Annotated in this window: 14 protein-coding genes; 11 read left to right on the top strand and 3 right to left on the bottom strand. The window is 54.0% G+C overall.

Annotated features, from left to right (window positions below; translation table 11 throughout):
- Window positions 1-29 precede the first annotated feature (29 nt).
- The 4 genes from ACZ5EH_RS17050 to ACZ5EH_RS17035 all read left to right on the top strand — a co-directional run bounded on the left by ACZ5EH_RS17050 (window position 30) and on the right by ACZ5EH_RS17035 (window position 4,656).
- Window positions 30-2,228 (top strand): STT3 domain-containing protein, encoded by a 2,199-nt coding sequence (locus ACZ5EH_RS17050; protein ID WP_464275078.1) that lies wholly within the window; start codon window positions 30-32, stop codon window positions 2,226-2,228.
- Complete coding sequence (locus ACZ5EH_RS17045) at window positions 2,225-3,835, top strand: SpoIIE family protein phosphatase (protein ID WP_464275077.1); 1,611 nt, start codon at window positions 2,225-2,227, stop codon at window positions 3,833-3,835. Before ACZ5EH_RS17050 ends, ACZ5EH_RS17045 begins: the two co-directional genes overlap by 4 nt.
- 75 nt (window positions 3,836-3,910) lie before the next feature.
- Window positions 3,911-4,339 carry an ATP-binding protein gene (locus ACZ5EH_RS17040; RefSeq protein WP_464275076.1) on the top strand — a complete coding sequence of 143 codons (429 nt, stop codon included), beginning with the start codon at window positions 3,911-3,913 and terminating at the stop codon, window positions 4,337-4,339.
- Window positions 4,321-4,656 (top strand): STAS domain-containing protein, encoded by a 336-nt coding sequence (locus tag ACZ5EH_RS17035; protein ID WP_464275075.1) that lies wholly within the window; start codon window positions 4,321-4,323, stop codon window positions 4,654-4,656. Before ACZ5EH_RS17040 ends, ACZ5EH_RS17035 begins: the two co-directional genes overlap by 19 nt.
- Before the next feature lie 23 nt (window positions 4,657-4,679).
- On the opposite strand, the gene ACZ5EH_RS17030 is transcribed toward ACZ5EH_RS17035, so the two are convergent.
- Window positions 4,680-5,159 carry a 23S rRNA (pseudouridine(1915)-N(3))-methyltransferase RlmH gene (locus ACZ5EH_RS17030; RefSeq protein ID WP_464275074.1) on the bottom strand — a complete coding sequence of 160 codons (480 nt, stop codon included), beginning with the start codon at window positions 5,157-5,159 and terminating at the stop codon, window positions 4,680-4,682.
- An 84-nt stretch (window positions 5,160-5,243) separates the two neighbouring features.
- On the opposite strand from ACZ5EH_RS17030, the gene ACZ5EH_RS17025 reads away from it, so the two are divergent.
- Window positions 5,244-5,912, top strand: coding sequence for an L-threonylcarbamoyladenylate synthase (locus ACZ5EH_RS17025; RefSeq protein WP_464275073.1), 669 nt, complete (start codon window positions 5,244-5,246; stop codon window positions 5,910-5,912).
- A 516-nt stretch (window positions 5,913-6,428) separates the two neighbouring features.
- Here the strand turns inward: ACZ5EH_RS17025 and ACZ5EH_RS17020 are convergent.
- Complete coding sequence (locus ACZ5EH_RS17020) at window positions 6,429-7,403, bottom strand: glycosyltransferase family 9 protein (protein ID WP_464275072.1); 975 nt, start codon at window positions 7,401-7,403, stop codon at window positions 6,429-6,431.
- Window positions 7,404-7,479: 76 nt separating this feature from the next.
- Between ACZ5EH_RS17020 and ACZ5EH_RS17015 the strand changes: the two genes are divergently transcribed.
- The 6 genes from ACZ5EH_RS17015 to ACZ5EH_RS16990 all read left to right on the top strand — a co-directional run bounded on the left by ACZ5EH_RS17015 (window position 7,480) and on the right by ACZ5EH_RS16990 (window position 13,439).
- Window positions 7,480-7,911 (top strand): NUDIX domain-containing protein, encoded by a 432-nt coding sequence (locus ACZ5EH_RS17015; RefSeq protein ID WP_464275071.1) that lies wholly within the window; start codon window positions 7,480-7,482, stop codon window positions 7,909-7,911.
- Between the two features lie 175 nt (window positions 7,912-8,086).
- Window positions 8,087-9,547 (top strand): glycogen synthase GlgA, encoded by a 1,461-nt coding sequence (gene glgA, locus ACZ5EH_RS17010; protein WP_464275070.1) that lies wholly within the window; start codon window positions 8,087-8,089, stop codon window positions 9,545-9,547.
- A 186-nt stretch (window positions 9,548-9,733) separates the two neighbouring features.
- Entirely contained in the window at window positions 9,734-11,644 is a 1,911-nt protein-coding gene (gene glgB, locus ACZ5EH_RS17005; protein ID WP_464275069.1) for a 1,4-alpha-glucan branching protein GlgB, read from the top strand.
- A gap of 30 nt (window positions 11,645-11,674) precedes the next feature.
- Window positions 11,675-12,424 carry an EI24 domain-containing protein gene (locus ACZ5EH_RS17000; protein ID WP_464275068.1) on the top strand — a complete coding sequence of 250 codons (750 nt, stop codon included), beginning with the start codon at window positions 11,675-11,677 and terminating at the stop codon, window positions 12,422-12,424.
- A gap of 22 nt (window positions 12,425-12,446) precedes the next feature.
- On the top strand, window positions 12,447-12,998 hold the full coding sequence (locus tag ACZ5EH_RS16995; protein WP_464275067.1) for a putative glycolipid-binding domain-containing protein: 552 nt from the start codon (window positions 12,447-12,449) through the stop codon (window positions 12,996-12,998).
- A 117-nt stretch (window positions 12,999-13,115) separates the two neighbouring features.
- Window positions 13,116-13,439, top strand: coding sequence for a hypothetical protein (locus ACZ5EH_RS16990; RefSeq protein WP_464275066.1), 324 nt, complete (start codon window positions 13,116-13,118; stop codon window positions 13,437-13,439).
- 7 nt (window positions 13,440-13,446) lie between these two features.
- On the opposite strand, the gene ACZ5EH_RS16985 is transcribed toward ACZ5EH_RS16990, so the two are convergent.
- Entirely contained in the window at window positions 13,447-15,885 is a 2,439-nt protein-coding gene (locus ACZ5EH_RS16985) for a hypothetical protein (RefSeq protein WP_464275065.1), read from the bottom strand.
- Between the last annotated feature and the right edge of the window lie 276 nt (window positions 15,886-16,161).

Here is a 16,161-nt window from a genome sequence, read left to right as displayed (position 1 = left end):
GGCGCTGCAGACCATTCCAAGACGATATCATGATGCACACGCCCAGCCTTGACGTCCGCGGGCGAACCTTCCTGCAGAACCTGCCCCTGCTTTTACTTTGCCTTCTTCTCGCTTGGAGCGCTGGCTTTGGCTCGCGCATGCTGGACGCGCTGAAATGGGGCGCCCCTCAATACCAATTGCAAGGTGAGCCGCTACAGGCAACCCACGATGCATATTACTGGCTTGCTGGCGCCCGTGGCGTTGGCAACGCCCAAGGGAAACCGCTTTCCCGTCTTGCCAAATGGGGGGGTGATCTTCTGAACACCCCACCCGGTGTCCCGGCCTTCTGGATGCCTGCCCTGTTCGCCGGTGCTGCCGGAGCCATTACCGTGCTTCTTGCCTGGAGCCTGGGATTAGGCGGCGCCGGACTTGTGGCGGGCGTTCTGGTTGTTCTCGCTCCGGGGTATTATTTCCGAACAAGGCTCGGCTTTTTCGATACCGACATGGTCACCCTGTTCTTTCCCCTTGCTCTTGTCTGGGGGGTACTGCTGGCAATGCGAAGCAGCCTTGCTGCCAAATGGCTCGGGAAAGAGAACAGCCAACACTCTCCGGAATCTACAAACACCAGCACCGGCATCTGGCCTCCCCTCTGCTGCATCCTCTTTGGGTTGTTGGCGAAATTTGGAGCAAGCTGGCACGGACAGATTGAGACTTTCACATTGTTGCTTCTGCTCACTGCAGCAGTTTTGACTCCTGTTTTGATTCGACCGGGACGACGCAGCCACGTGTTGTTCCACTTGACGCTCTTCGCTATTGCCGCATTTTACGCTCCCATTGGGGGCGCTGTGTCGCTGCTTCTTTTGGCTGCCGCCCTATGGCTTGCACCAGTAAAGCGCGCCCTTGCTTCTCCTTATGGCGCTTGGGGAGCGGCGGCCATGTTGCTCCTCTTTGTGCTCTTTGGCCCGGGCGCTCACGTTTTGGGCAACGCCTTGGATATAATGGGGCATCTTTCCAAATCCGCTGCCGAAAATACGCCAGGTGGAATCAAATATCCTACGGTGACCGAGAGCATAACAGAAGCGCAAAACATGGACTTTGGCGCTCTGCTGCGCCACATCCACCCGTGGCGCTGGCTGGCTGCGTTGGGCCTGATCGGCTATTTTTGGCTTGCCATCCGCCGCCCCCTTGCGCTGCTGGTGCTACCTCTGCTCATTCTCGGCGGGGCATCTATATATTATGGAGGTCGCCTGGCCATGTTCGCCCCCTCAGTTGCAGGATTGGGCCTGGCCTGGCTGCTCACGCTTCTTGCCGCACCACTGCAGCACAAATTCCCAGGCAAGACCTGGACCAACTGGGCAACAGCAGGGGGCGCGCTCATCATGGCATTGATTCTGGCCGTCCCATCGTTGCGGGTTTTCACGGCGCTGCCCCCCCAACCTGCCTTGTTGCAACAGGAAGCCAAGGCGCTGCAGGTATTGGATGCAGCCGCACCGGCGGACGCTACAGCCTGGATATGGTGGGACTGGGGGTATGCGACGCAGTATTACGCAGGCCTGAAAACACCGGCAGACGGCGGTCGCTTTTACGGGCGCAATATCTTTGCGCTCGCCAGGGCACTGGCGACCCCCTCCGCTATGGCGTCACAGCAAATCATCCTGTTCAGCGCCATGCACGACCTGAAACCCTGGACCATATGGGATGCACAATCCCCAGAACGCGTGCAGCATTTTCTCGACAGCCTGGATCAGGTATCATACGGATTTGCCGCGCCTGAACGACAGTATGTGGTTGTGACACTAGGGTACTTGCAGGTCATGCGCTGGCTGACCTATTATGGAACCTGGGACGTAACAAAAGGCAGGGGCATCCGCGCCGGCATTACGATTTTGGACCGCCCATTTGAACTGGACGAAAACGGAGCGCTGCATATTCTGGGCGTGGACGAAAGACCTCTGCGGTTGAACGCGGCGCACATCGCCCGCCCAGAAGGATTGCAGAGTGTTAGCTACTCCAACGCCGGAGACCTTCATTTGCTGGTAATACCGGAAGCCAACCAGGCTTTTATCATGGATGCACTGGCCTGGAACACAACAGCCATGCGCTTGCTTTTCGGACCTGCTGCTGCGACAAAAACGGCAGCCCAGCATGACTTGGATGGCCACTTCCGCCTAGTGTACGATGGTTTCCCCTATGCACGTGTTTGGGAAGTCGTGCAAAAAACTGCCCCCACAAACAAGAGGCAGCAATGAGCAAACAGTCGTTCGACGTAATCGCCAGCCGCGCCCAAGAACTTCACGGGCAGGTGAGAAACATATTGATGATCGAGGACAGTAAACTCATATCCTCATTCATCAAACGCAATCTGGAAGAAACACAGATTTTTTCCGTGACGGTTTGCCATACCCTGGCGGAAGCCCAGCAAACCATAAAAAAACACGGAGCCGATTTTTTCGCAGCCCTTCTTGACCTCAATCTTCCCGATGCAAGTGATGGCGAAGCAGTTGACCTTGCCATGGAGTACGGTATTCCCTCCATCGTGCTGACTTCGCTCATTGACGACAAACTCCGCGAGCGTGTGGAATCTCAGGGTGTTATCGACTATGTACTCAAGAGCAGGGACGCTACGAGCCAGGTGCTCGAAATACTTATCCGCCTCATAAAAAACAGGGATGTAACCATTCTCGTGGTGGATGACTCCTCGCTCATGCGACGGGTCATGCGCGATTATCTTTCCCGATTCGGCTTCCAGGTCCTGGAAGCGGTTAATGGCAAAAAAGCCCTTGAGACCTTGGAGCAAAATCCTGAGATACCCCTTGTTATCACTGATTATGAGATGCCGGAAATGGGGGGCGCGGAGCTTTGTGAGGCCATCCGCGAAACGAAAAGAAAAACCGAACTGGCCATCATCGGCGTTTCCTCCCATGAAAACAAACTACTCTCAGCAAAACTCATCAAGGCGGGCGCCAACGACTTCCTGACCAAGCCGTTCCAACGCGAAGAACTGTATACCCGCATAGTGCAAAATCTTGAAAACCTTGAATACATTGAGCGCATCAACACTTCGCTGACGACCATCAGCAATATGCACCAACGCATGAAACGTGACCTGGACGCCGCCGCCAAACTACAACGCAGTCTGCTTCCCAACGAGTTGCCTGTTGTAGAGGGATTGCAACTGGCCAGTCTGTTTTCCCCCTGCGATGAGCTGGCGGGAGATACTTATAACTGCCTTGTTTTTGATGAACGCCATGTGGGCATTTTTGTGGTGGATGTGAGCGGCCATGGCGTTCCGTCGGCGCTGCTCTCGGTCACCCTCAGCCGGCTTCTCAAAGCACGGCCTTCTGAATCCACCCTGTTGGTAGAGCATGGCGATGGGGATTCGCCGGTTATTCTGCCACCTGGCGAAGTGTGCCGCAGACTCAATACGCAATTCCCCATGGATCCAGAAAATTTTCAATATTTCACAATTGTTTACGGTATTCTTGATCGTACCGCCATGACATTTACCTATTCCAGCGCCGGCCATCCCGGGCCTATCCATGTTCGTCCTGGCAAAGGGGCAAAGGCACACAAACCACTGAGCATGGCCATCGGCTTTTCCCCTGAAACGGAATTCAAAGAAGAAGTGATCAAGCTTGCACCGGGTGATCGCATATTTTTTTACACTGACGGCCTGGTGGAGGCCATGAACGAAAGCGGAGAAGAGTTTGGTACGGACCGGCTTCGCAAGCTTTTCGGGGCCTTGGTAAAACACGAGCTTGAAGCCACATTGCAAAGGGTTTATAACTGCGTCGACGAATGGAATGCCACGAATTTCAAGGATGATGTTACCATCTGTGCAGTGGCTTGTGTGTAATAACAATGTGGCGGCTGATGGGGGATGCCCGCCTAACGAGCAGAGTTATCAGTGATTCTGGAGGGGTATCCTGCCGTGCTGATCTTTCATTTGCAGACCACCGCACTGCCGCGGGCCAGTCGTTCTTTGGCCAAGGCAGCAGTGCGCATTGTTTCAGAAAACATCGCATCCACAGATTTTTTGCACGATCTGGACCTCGCACTTTTCGAGGCCTGCGCCAACGTTGCCATGCACGCATACCCTCCCGACCAACCGGGAGAGTTGCATATCAAATTAAGAATAACCCCTGCTGAAAAGATTCAGGCCGATATTATTGATTATGGCAAGGGGTTTGACTCCCTACCTGTATCGATAACAAACGCGCCCCCTGATGCGGAACACGGCCGCGGGCTCTTTTTATTGTCTCGCCTTACAGACTCCCTGGAGATTTCCAGAGAGAACGGCGCCACGATAGTCTCTTTTTCCATGAAAATAGGACACGACCAATGGATTGCCTACGAATAGAAGCTCAAGAAGGTGTTCTCATCCTCGAAGCCCAGGATGAAATAAGTGCTGACTGCTCAGCCAGAACCAAGGAAATTGTGGACAAGCATTTCGAAATTTCGGATATGACCACAGTTATTCTGGACCTTTCTGAGCTGACCTCCATCAACAGCTGCGGCATTGGGCTCATGGTGACCCTGCACACAAAATGCGTAGGGCAGAACATCAGGCTGTATGTGCTTTCACCCAACAAGAACGTACTCAAAACCTTGGACTTGGTACAACTTTCCGGTTTTTTCAACATAGTGGAAAGCATGGACTGCGTCCCCAAAGAGTAGCGAGGAGAACTGCGTAGCAGGCATCAATCATTATGGTATGGTGAATTTCTAATGATCGACACGGCGCGGTAAAGCTGCTCGAGCAGGACAACTCTTGCGAGTTCATGGGGCATTGTCATGCGCCCCAGACATACGGTGCGATCCGCCGCTTTCCGCACCTCTGGCGCCAGGCCAAAAGGCCCGCCAATGACAAAACAGGCCCTGCGATTGCCGTCTTCCAGTAACGGGGAAAGCATGGCCGCAAAACCTCGGGAGTCATACTGCTCCCCTTTTTCGTCCAGACATATCAAATAATCGCGAGCGCCCTTGTTTTCCAGAGAGCTGCGTATACGCTCGCCTTCCTGTTTGCTGCGTTGTTCAGGAGGAAGCTTGCCCGCCCCGTCCTTGACCTCGCGAACATCCAGCTTGACATATTGGCCTAGCCTTTTTTCATAAAATGCAGCAGCATTCTGAAAAAAACGCTCTTTGAGCCGCCCCACGAATATACATTTAATTGCTTGCATGCCCTTAGTGTTAGCCGCCTGCAGTGTAGGACGCAAGAACTGCTCTGCTACGTTGCCCAGGCAGGATAAAGGACGATAACCTACATGACCCCTGAATTTGATAACGCCGTAAAAGCGCTTCTCGCCGGCGAGCTTCTCGCCTACCCCACAGAAACCTTCTACGCGCTTGGCTGCATTGCTTGCCAGCAGCACGCCATCGCCAAGCTTCTCGGCATGAAGACGCGCCCCTTGGATCAAGGTGTCCCTTTGATCGTTGGCAGCCTGGACCAACTGCTCCTTGTCTGCGATCTCGGCGATTCCAATTTTTGTACTGCGCCTTCCACTCCCTTAGGCAGGGCGGTTCAAAAACTTGCACAGGCCTTCTGGCCGGGTCCCTTGACCCTTGTTTTGCCAGCGAATCCGCAGCTGCCCCCAGGGATAACGCGGGGAAACAGCGTTGCAGTCCGCGTTACTTCTCACCCGGTCGCCCAGACGCTCTGCCTGCAAACCAAGAGCCCTCTGGTGGCCAGCAGCGCCAATCGCAGGGGTGAGCCGCCTGTAACAAACGCAGCGGCTTTGGACCAAGAACTGCTGCACCAAGGCATACATGTGCTGGACGCCCCCCCTGCTCCAAAAGGAGGCGCTCCCTCCACCCTGGCGCGACCTGTATCATTGGCCAAGGGAGAGACAGGGGTGGAGCTGCTGCGAGAAGGCGCAATAGACGCTAAGGCCTTGCGTGACGCCGGTTTTACGGTGCTTTTCACGTCGATATGAATTCATTGCTGCGAGGCCTGGTTTAAAATTTTGAATCCCAAAGCAGCTTTTCAGGTGGAGGCGGGCATCTGAGTTTAATTTTTTTAACCACCCTTACCGCACTCTGAAATAGCCTCACGCACATCATCAACTCAACAACATATTGATATAAAACAATATTTCTACCTTTCACGGATCAACCACAGATTTGGCACACTCTCTGCTTTATTAAAAGAAACCTTCTTCCTTTTGCCAGAACCGGCTTTCGATGTGCGGGATCGAAAGCCGGTTTTGTATTTGTGGCAGAGGAACACGCCTTCACATCAAGCACTCAAGCCATTGAAATATTATCATATTCATTGATAAAACCCCTTTCTTTCACGAAGCACTCTAAAAAATGTTGCGCATTTTTTTCAACATTTTTTCTCAGCAAAGACATTTTGGCACAGATCCTGCTAATAGCTAAGTAACCTTCTTCCTTTTGCCAGAAACGGCCCCCGGTTGCGGTACCAGGGGCCGTTTTTGATTTTACGGCGATTATCCCACGAAGGGCGCCAACGCCTCCCACACCAGATCCACAGAAAGCTCAGACATACAAGATGGTTGCGCACACCCCAGGGTGGCTGTGGTTGTCGTGCACGGACGGCAGGGAGCCTTTCCAGCCAAAGCCACAAGCCCTTCAGGGGCCCACTGTCTGCGCGATGCTGGGCCAAACAGAACCACCCCTGGCGTGCCATGCATGGATGCCAGGTGCATGGGGCCGCTATCGTTCCCGAGAATCGTACGGGTTTGCAAAAGCAGCGAACTGAGCTCGAAAAGTGAGGAAGGACGCAGGATTGGGGGCATCTCAAGAACATCTGCAGCACTTGAGACAAGGGGATTCACCCCCCGCTCAATCTCTGCAGGACCCAGAACAAAGGCAACACGTTTCCCTGTCTTTTGAAAACGCATCGCCAGTTCAAAAAATTTGCCTTCGCCCCATTGCTTGGCAAGATGTCCCGCTCCTGGAAAAAGCAGCAGATCGTATGCATAAGCAGCTTCGCTATCTTGCCAGCCCCCGTATGTGGCCCTGAAAACATCGCCCCAGTCAGTAGCCCATGGTACGCCTTGCCTTTCCAGGGCCAGTTGTACGACCTTGCGGGGCGATTTGTATGGTTGCCCAATTTTTATACCGTGGATGAACCAGAGACGCGCATCCCTTATTTCCATAGGGCGCTTGTCCAATCCGATCCAGACAATCCGGCTCTCTGCAAGGGAACTGGGCCACGAAGTCGATGCGTACAAAGCCTCCACCCCTTGCCGTACTGTAGGTGGAGCAGGTTGCCATCCAGCGCCTGTCGCCCAGGTAGAATAGGTAGGGCGTCCGGCCCAGTACAAATTTTTTGCCCCATTGAAATGCCTGGACAGAGACAAGAGAGCGGGCCACTGCAACAAAAAATCACCAAGCGCCCCCATGTGCACTGCGGCGAGATTCCTCCCCGACGCCCACATCCCCTTGTGTATGTCGCCCATATTTCGTACCCCTTCAGCAATCCTTTGCCATTATTCTACCCGCCCCTCACATGAGGAGCAAACGTCAGGAGCATGCATGTCCGTTCAGGCAGCAACACAACCTCGGAATCCTTACCCTACAGTGGACATTCTGATCTACGTGCCAGACAGGGGCGTTTTGCTCATAGAGCGCAAGAACCCTCCCCACGGGTGGGCCTTGCCTGGCGGATTCATAGACTACGGAGAAAGCGTTGAAACGGCTGCCATCCGCGAAGCCAGGGAAGAAACAGGGCTGGATGTAGTTCTGACCGGGCTGCTCGGAGTATACTCCGCCCCGGATCGTGATCCGCGCCACCATACCATGAGCGTGGTGTATACAGCGCAGGCAAAGGATTTGTCCGTGCTGCAGGCGGGAGACGACGCGGGCAATGCCATATTCTACCCGCTGGACGCACTGCCGCCTTTGGCCTTTGACCATGCGCGCATCATTGGGGATTTTGCCGCCGGGCTTAAACGTCTCACCCCTTGAGACCTTGGCAGCTATGGAAAAATTCTTTCCTTTGCCTGCATTCTCTGTGACAATCTGTCGAAGAAACAAGCTGTTGCACGCACTACGCCTTGCATCCTGCTGCGGGTCGTGTATGTTTTAAGAAAAAAGGTGACGATTCTCCCATTACTGCCGTGAGACCAACCAGGTGACTGCCATGGCAACCTCCAAGCCGCTTGTTCTGTTCATAACTTCTGAGATTTATCCTTTTTCCAAAACCGGTGGTCTTGGAGATGTCTTGGGAGCCTTACCCCTTACGTTGCACCGCATGGGGGTGAACACAGCAGTGATCTGCCCTTTATACGGGCGCACATTCAAATCCGGCATCCCCTTCCACCTCGTCTACAGCGACATGCCTGTGGGGTATCCCTGGGAACCCGTAACCGCGGATATCTACATGGCGGATTTTCACGGCATGCCCGTGTATTTCGTAAGCCGTGAGGAATATTTCGATCGTAAGTATTTCTACAACACCTACAAAGGCGACTATTTCGACAACTGTGAGCGGTTCATTTTCTTTTGCCGCGCCGCCATGGAATGGGCCAAACGGCTGGAAACGCCCCCTGCCATCCTGCACGCCAATGACTGGCAGGCCGCCCTCGTTCCGGCATTATTGCATTTTCAACGGCAGCATGATCCCAGGCTCATAAATACCCGCTCCGTTCTTTCCATCCACAACCTGGCTTTTCAAGGGCGCTTCTCCTCCCGGCTGTTCTGGGGTTCGGGCTTGCCCCCGGAGGCCTGGAATATGGATGGCGCAGAATACTATGGCGACTTCAATCTGCTCAAAGCTGGCATCGCATACGCAGACATGATCACCACGGTGAGCCCCACCTACGCCAAGGAGATTTTAAGCCCCGAGTTCGGGTGCGGACTGGAGGGGATTCTCACCAAACGTTCCGACAGCCTGGTTGGGATACTCAATGGAGCCGACTACAGCGTCTGGGATCCGGCAAATGACACAGCAATCCCCACCACCTACGGGCCTGGCGCCCTCAAGGGCAAACGGAAATGCAAGCTTGAGCTAATAAATGAATTGCAACTCAATCCGTTTCTGGAAAATCGCCCCTTGTTGGGATTCATTGGTCGCTTGCAACTGCAAAAAGGCATCGACCTCCTGCTTGATATTTTTCAAGACCTCATCGTCAAGGATGTGGGCATCATCATTTTGGGTGAAGGAGCCTTGCACTTTGAAGAGCGCCTGCTCCGGCTCATGGAAGACTATCCGCTTCGGCTTTCCGCAAACGTAAGCTATACGGAGGAGCTGGCCCACCGCATACAGGCCGGGTCGGACATCTTTCTGATGCCGTCGCGCTACGAGCCGTGTGGTCTGACACAGATGTACGCCCTGCGTTATGGAACACCGCCAGTAGCTACGGCTGTCGGCGGCCTGAACGACTCGATCATACCGTACCCACACCCAGAGGCATCGGGCTTCACATTTCCTGAAGCGGACGCAAAATCCTTTTTGCGCGCCATTGAGCAGGCACTGGATGTGTGGCATCGCCCGGACGAGTGGGCGCAGATACGCCAACGCAGCATGCTGCAAGATTTTACGTGGGAAAAAGCTGCAACCAACTACATCGATGTGTACAAATCCCTTGGCATGCAAATTTGATAGCACCAAGAAATCACACCACCAAATGACAAAAGCAGGGCCTTGCCCTTCGTTGCCACAGACGGTACATGTCGTAACCGGTTTTTCCCTTTTGGCCTGACATAGGCAGGCCACACGAAGAACGCCAAGCAGTAAAAAGTCGCTCTTTTTTATGCTTCCGGCAATAACAATCACCAAGGACAGTGCATGAGCACCAGCAATTCCAGCCCGGTTTATCTGCAACCTTTCGACCTGTATTTGTTTGGCCGCGGGGAGCATTGGGACCTATACCGCATCCTGGGAGCACACCCCATCGAACAGGATGGCTTAACAGGCTACCGTTTCGCGGTCTGGGCCCCAAATGCCAAGGAAGTCCACCTTGTCGGGGATTTCAACGACTGGCGCTGGGGCGAATACCCCCTTTACCCCGTTGGGACATCAGGCATCTGGGCATGCTTTGTCCCCGACATGCAAAAGGGCACGCTGTATAAATTCGGGTTGAAGCAGATTGATGATCGCATTGTTTACAAGGCCGACCCCATGGCCCTGCATACCGAAATGCGTCCTGGCATCGCTTCTAAAACCTGGGATGTTGAGAATCATCAGTGGAATGATGCAGACTGGATGCATGAGCGCCGGGAAAAAGGGTTTTGCCTGGATGCCCCCGTCAGTATTTATGAAGTTCATGCCGGCTCCTGGCGCAGAAGAGAGGATGGCACTTTTCTGAACTATGAAGAAATCGCGGACCGGCTCATTCCATACGCCCTGGAAATGGGATTCACCCATGTCCAGTTCCTTCCCCTGGCGGAACACCCCCTGGATGAAAGCTGGGGCTATCAGGTCAGCCATTTTTATGCGCCAACGTCCAGATTCGGCACACCAGAGCAGTTCAAATCCCTGGTAGACCGCTGTCACCAAGCCGGTCTTGGAGTCCTGCTGGACTGGGTGCCGGGGCACTTCCCCAAGGACGAATGGTGTCTGGGGCGCTTTGACGGCACGGCTCTCTATGAACACGCCGACCCCCGGCAGGGCGAACACCCCGATTGGGGCACCTACATTTTCAACTACAGCCGGCATGAAGTGCGCAACTTCCTGCTGGCAAACGCCCTTTACTGGCTCAAAGAATACCACATCGACGGTCTGCGCATCGACGCCGTGGCGTCCATGCTCTATCTGGACTACTCCCGTGAAGAAGGCGAATGGGTGCCAAATGCCTTTGGTGGCAAGGAAAACCTGCCAGCCATCGACTTCCTGAAGGAACTCAACCGCGTGGTGCACGGGCATTATCCCGGCGCCATCATGATCGCAGAAGAATCCACCTCCTGGCCTGGCGTTTCCCGCCCCTTATATACGGGGGGGCTCGGATTCACCTACAAATGGAACATGGGGTGGATGCACGACAGCCTGGAATATTTCTCAAAAGAGCCCATTCACCGCTCGCACCATCACAATAACCTGACCTTTTCCATGCTGTATGCCTTCAGCGAGAATTTCGTTTTGCCCCTTTCCCATGATGAGGTGGTGCACGGCAAAAAGTCATTGCTGGCAAAAATGCCCGGCGATACCTGGCAGCAATTTGCCAACCTGCGCGCCCTTTTTTCCTATCAATGGGCGCACCCCGGCAAAAAACTAATGTTCATGGGGGGCGAAATAGGGCAATGGAATGAGTGGAACTCCCAGGCAGAACTCGACTGGGCGCTCCTTGAATTTCCGCAGCACCAGGGCATTGGCCGCCTGCTGCATGACTTGAATGCAATCTTGCGCAGCTATCCTGCCATGCACCAGCAGGACCACGACTGGAAAGGTTTCAAATGGGTGGACTTCACTGATTACCAGGACTCGGTGATCAGCTTTTTGCGCACCGCCCCCCATGTTGCACCGGTGATGTGGGTCTTCAACTTCACACCTGTGGTGCGGACCGGTTACAATCTGGGGTGCCCTGCTCCTGGCATTTGGCGGGAGATATTCAACTCCGACGCATCCTGTTACGGCGGTTCAGACGTTGGCAACGGTGGACAGGTTATGGCTGACAATACCCGTGAAAAAGGCTTTGATCACCGCATATCCCTTACGCTGCCGCCCCTTGGCGCCCTGGCACTGACCCCTGAGAACTTCTAACAAGACAACACGCTTTCCAAGGACATTCGCATGCGCCTCATAAAAGAACTGGTTCAAGGCCTGGGCGGCCACGCCCGCGGTATTCGTTTCGCCCTCGCCCATAAACGCTACCTGCCACTCCTGTTGGTGCCCTTTGCCCTGACCCTGCTGCTCTACTCTGCAGGGTTCTATATCTTCACGTTGTATGTGGACCAGATTCTCTCCTACTTCTGGACGCCAGGCGCAGCCGAAGCCACGGGATTCATGGCGACCCTGCACTGGCTGTATGTACATCTGCTGAGCGCCATTCTGTACGTTGTGGTCTTTGCCATCATGTATTTCGCCTTCATGATCGTGGCCAACATCCTTGCGTCTCCCCTGTATGACGCCATTGCGGGCCGTATCGGCCGTCGCCCCGAATTTCAGGCCCTGCGTACGGGAAAAGACGAAGAAATGGGGATTATCCGCGTGGTGATAGAGGAGCTCAAAAAAGCGGTTTTTGTGCTCATCGTTCCCATTGTCCTGCTCTTCATTCCTGTAATCGGCGCGCCCCTTTCCTTGGTATTCGCCATGCTGCTGCTCGGGTGGGATTTTGTTGATTTTTCTCTTGCGCGAGACGAACCCGCCTTTGGCCCCCGGCTCGCGTATGTGCGCCGCCACCCTTTCCTGCTGCTTGGATTCGGCGCCCTGTTGCTGGTGCCCTTTCTGCACATTCTGCTCTACCCCTTTGCCATTCTTGGCGCGTCCCTGACCTATCAGGACCACCGCAAAGCCGCAGCCATGAAAGCTGTGGAAAAATAGAGAAAAGCAAAGGAGTATCTTGATGGAACGGGACGTACGTTGGCGGGATTTGCGCGCTCCCGGCCTGGAGCAACTGCATTTGCACATCGGTGATGCTGGCATTATCGCCGAAAGTGTCATTGCGGGCGAAAGCGATGGAGTTCGGTTTGGCCTCAAGTACCGCATAGAATGCGCCCCAGACTGGAGCATTCGTTTCGCATTTGTCGAAGTTTGCGGCAAGCCATGGGCATTGCGGCTCTTTCATGACGGGCAGGGCAACTGGACCGACGAATTCGACGACCCCGTCCCCGAACTGACCGGCTGCCTGGACCTGGACATTCAGGCGACTCCTTTCACCAACACCCTGGCCATACGTCGGCTAGCCCTGGCGCAAGGGGAATCCCACGACCTCAAAGTTTGCTACGTATCAGTGCCGGATCTGGAAACAAGGGCCATCGAACAGCGCTACACATGCATCGCCCTGAATCGAAGCTACTTGTACGAAGGGATATTCAGAGACTACAAGGGAGAGCTAACCGTAGATGCAGACGGCATAGTGGTGGACTATCCCGAGACATTTGTTCTGGAAGAGTAATCCAGGGAATATACAGATAGGTAATCTACTATCCCATCCCAACCTTGTCGGGAAATTCAAAGCAACGTAGTATGGTATAATCCATCCTTGCAGTACCTGCTCAAAAGGAGAAAAACCATGCTTCGGCCCCTTGTCTTCGCTATTGCGCTTGTGGTGCTGTGTTCCATGCTTCTGCCCGGTGGCGCGCATGCCGGAGAAAGCAAATGGTTTGTTATCTGCGCATCGTATCCTGAAAATCGCAATGATTTAGCCATGCAGCAATTGCAGCATGCCCAACAGTACGCGCCGGACGCCATGGTCATCGGGACCACAGGATACCAGAATCTGCGTGACGGGTATCTTTCTGTTGTTATTGGACCTTTTGAAAAGCCCTACGCCATGCAGCGGCTGCAGCAAATCAAACCCATCTATCAGGACGCTTACGTCAAAGCCGGCTGGTAGCAGTTCCTCACTGCGCCCGTATGGTGACGGGGTATGATTTATCAAGAAAGCCTGTGGCAAAAACGCATTCGAGTTTTGCCACGGGTTTCTCAAACTGAATCTTGAGCAGTTTGCGCCCTTCCTGGGAACTCCAGGAAGAAAAGTTGTAGCTGACTTCGTTCCCCTGTCCATCATAGGCGAAGGTGGCCAAATGGTTATCCACATTGCCGGTAACCAGAAGCTCCACATCTTTTCCGTCGAGTTTCTGCAAGGTCACAGCCATATCCTTATCCTGCACTTCCTTGCCCAGTTGACTGCCATCCACGGTAATATTCCAGAGATTCAGCGGCAGTCGGAACTGGACTTCCCCTTCCACGGTAACGACATCGCCCTCTTTGGTTCCGGCCACAAGCCTTATGTCGCGAATGGCCTGGAGATACGGCGTGTCAAATCCTGTTTTGCTGAACGAGAGCTTTTCAAACTGCTCTCCTTCAAAAGTATTGTCCTTATCGTAAAGGTTTTTGCCGGCGCTATTCAGAGCTTTGCTCACGATCATGCGCCCCCCTTGCCCCATGTCGAGGTTGGGAATCATGGGCATGCCTACCATTATCCAAAGATGTGGCGACGAGGCATCAGCCCAAAACTGATCCAGGGTCAGCAGCAGAGGCCCCACCCTGGTTTGCTTGCCTGAAGCATTGGGGTCACCCGGTGCTTTTCGTTCGCGCAGCATCTTTTCATAGTCTTCACGACTCAGGGAAACATAGGGGGCATCCTGCGAGCCTGGTTCAGCCGCAACGCCAGCCGGCGCTTCATCCCCAGATGATTGCGGCATTCTTTCAAGAGGCACACCAGAGGGCTGTTGTGGTGGCTGTTGCAACGGTTGCTGCAGAGGCTGGCGAGGCGCTCCCATCTCCATCTGTGGTTGTGAAAAGGCCTGGTTGAGCATCATATCCATCATCGGCGCCACAAAATACAGTACCAACGCCCAGCACAAGGCCCCGAGCAGCAGAAAGGCCAGAAAAGTCCTGCCAGCCACACCCTTGATATCCACGTTGCTTCTGTAAACATCCGATTTGAAAGCCAGATAAGCCGGATAGATAAACTGCGCCAGAGGCACGATGACCAGCAGGCCCAACCATTTGTTCATGCCCAGCCGTTCTGAAATGGACATCCATATCCAGACCATGAACACAAGAATACCCAATGAAATTGCAATGCCCACAAAAGGAATGAGTGTCAGCACAAAAGCGCCAAAAAGGGCCAGTGTCCACACGCCGGTCAGACCAGCCGAGAGCACCATGGGGTGAACCTGGAGGATTGGTATCCAGCTCATCCAGGCGGCGCCCACACGCAATTTCTTTGCTATGATATACAGGCACAACGAATAAAAAAGTTGGAAGAGAAGCGATACCAGCAAAAAGCCAGTGATAAAGGTGGTTGAGAAGAACTGCATGAAGAGCATGGGGTCCAAAAACCCGGAACCAAGCTCCTGAAAAAAATCCTGGCCGAATCCACCAGGCATGTCATTGAGCATGTCCTGGGGTAAACTTGGTGGCATGCTTTGGGGCATATCCTGCGGCGTCTGGGCCTGCATTTGCGGTTCTGGTTCGGCTATCGGTTTGGGCGCCGCCTGCCCGGTCTGCGTGCGTAATTCCCGCATCGCCGAGCGGACACGCTGCTGGTAGGTGTTTTTGAACTCCATCGCAGCCTGCTTCACGGCTTCTGATGGAGCAACAAATCCTACATTGATATCCTTGAGCCAGAGCGCCGCGCCCGTATCGCATACGCTGAAATTTATTTTGAACTGTCCGGGACTGTTCTCCGGCGTGCCAGTGCCCGTGGCGTGCCGCCACGTACATTGGGCGCTCTCCCATTGCTGCTTATAGGCGCCGTATACCCGCCCCAAAAGGAAAAAATCCCCCGGAACCTGCCCCTCCTGCAGGTCATCGACGGCTCCATACGTTTCGAAAAACAGGTCAAGGAAGGTACGTATCCGGGCTTCCAGTTGCTCACGCTGCTCTGCAGGTGCCGTTTCCTCGAAGAAATGAAATTGACTGAGTAAGGGCTCTGGGTTCTTGGTCGAAAAGGTCTGCCGCACAGCATTCCAGACCTGAGGCACTTCGCCTTGCCCCTTGGTTGCGACTGGTGATTTCTGTGTATCGGGTGCAGCTTGCTGCTCAGGGGGCGTCAGCTCACTATCAGAGGCGGATTGCGTCTCTTGCTTGTCCGCACTCTTTTTTTTAGCTGCCAGCCCGGGTTTTTCCTTGTCTGGCAGCTTTCGTTTGTCATTGGTAAAAAACAGGGAATTATCCGACTGCTTATGCATGAAGATTTCGGCATTGGCAGCCGGCGCAAGCAGCAGGACAACAAGAATGAACAGAGCGCATACAACAGTTGAGATGCCAGATATGCTCCGCCTGCTGCCTGTAAATGCATGCAGGGCGTCCGAAAACACGCGGATCGCCATCATCCCCCCCCTAGTGGCTGGTAGCAAAAGCGTGCGGCAAAAGCCGCGGCAGATTCCCCTACACGTAGACGCATCCCATGCTGCAGAAGAGAGAAGGCTTAAGCAACTTGGTCCCTGTGGCTTGGAATACAGTTGTTATGTGCATCACTACATCTTGTGGATAACGTCTTAGACATTGTGCACAGAATCAGCTTTTTTGTCCACATCAGGAAATTTACAACAGATAATGGAGCAGCGTTCCCTTTTGCCATGAAAGGAGCATGCAAAAGACGCACT

This window comes from Desulfovibrio biadhensis (genome assembly GCF_055388615.1).
The sequence above is the reverse complement of the archived record's forward strand: the minus strand, read 5'-3'. Positions and strand labels throughout refer to the sequence as shown.

Coding starts and splice junctions, on each gene's coding strand:
- ACZ5EH_RS17050 (WP_464275078.1), top strand. CDS start 30: ATGATGCACACGCCCAGCCTTGACGTCCGCGGGCGAACCTTCCTGCAG.
- ACZ5EH_RS16995 (WP_464275067.1), top strand. CDS start 12,447: ATGGAACGGGACGTACGTTGGCGGGATTTGCGCGCTCCCGGCCTGGAG.
- ACZ5EH_RS16985 (WP_464275065.1), bottom strand. CDS start 15,885: ATGGCGATCCGCGTGTTTTCGGACGCCCTGCATGCATTTACAGGCAGC.
- ACZ5EH_RS17015 (WP_464275071.1), top strand. CDS start 7,480: ATGTCCGTTCAGGCAGCAACACAACCTCGGAATCCTTACCCTACAGTG.
- ACZ5EH_RS17025 (WP_464275073.1), top strand. CDS start 5,244: ATGACCCCTGAATTTGATAACGCCGTAAAAGCGCTTCTCGCCGGCGAG.
- glgA (WP_464275070.1), top strand. CDS start 8,087: ATGGCAACCTCCAAGCCGCTTGTTCTGTTCATAACTTCTGAGATTTAT.
- ACZ5EH_RS17045 (WP_464275077.1), top strand. CDS start 2,225: ATGAGCAAACAGTCGTTCGACGTAATCGCCAGCCGCGCCCAAGAACTT.
- ACZ5EH_RS16990 (WP_464275066.1), top strand. CDS start 13,116: ATGCTTCGGCCCCTTGTCTTCGCTATTGCGCTTGTGGTGCTGTGTTCC.
- glgB (WP_464275069.1), top strand. CDS start 9,734: ATGAGCACCAGCAATTCCAGCCCGGTTTATCTGCAACCTTTCGACCTG.
- ACZ5EH_RS17020 (WP_464275072.1), bottom strand. CDS start 7,403: ATGGGCGACATACACAAGGGGATGTGGGCGTCGGGGAGGAATCTCGCC.
- ACZ5EH_RS17000 (WP_464275068.1), top strand. CDS start 11,675: ATGCGCCTCATAAAAGAACTGGTTCAAGGCCTGGGCGGCCACGCCCGC.
- ACZ5EH_RS17035 (WP_464275075.1), top strand. CDS start 4,321: ATGGATTGCCTACGAATAGAAGCTCAAGAAGGTGTTCTCATCCTCGAA.
- ACZ5EH_RS17030 (WP_464275074.1), bottom strand. CDS start 5,159: ATGCAAGCAATTAAATGTATATTCGTGGGGCGGCTCAAAGAGCGTTTT.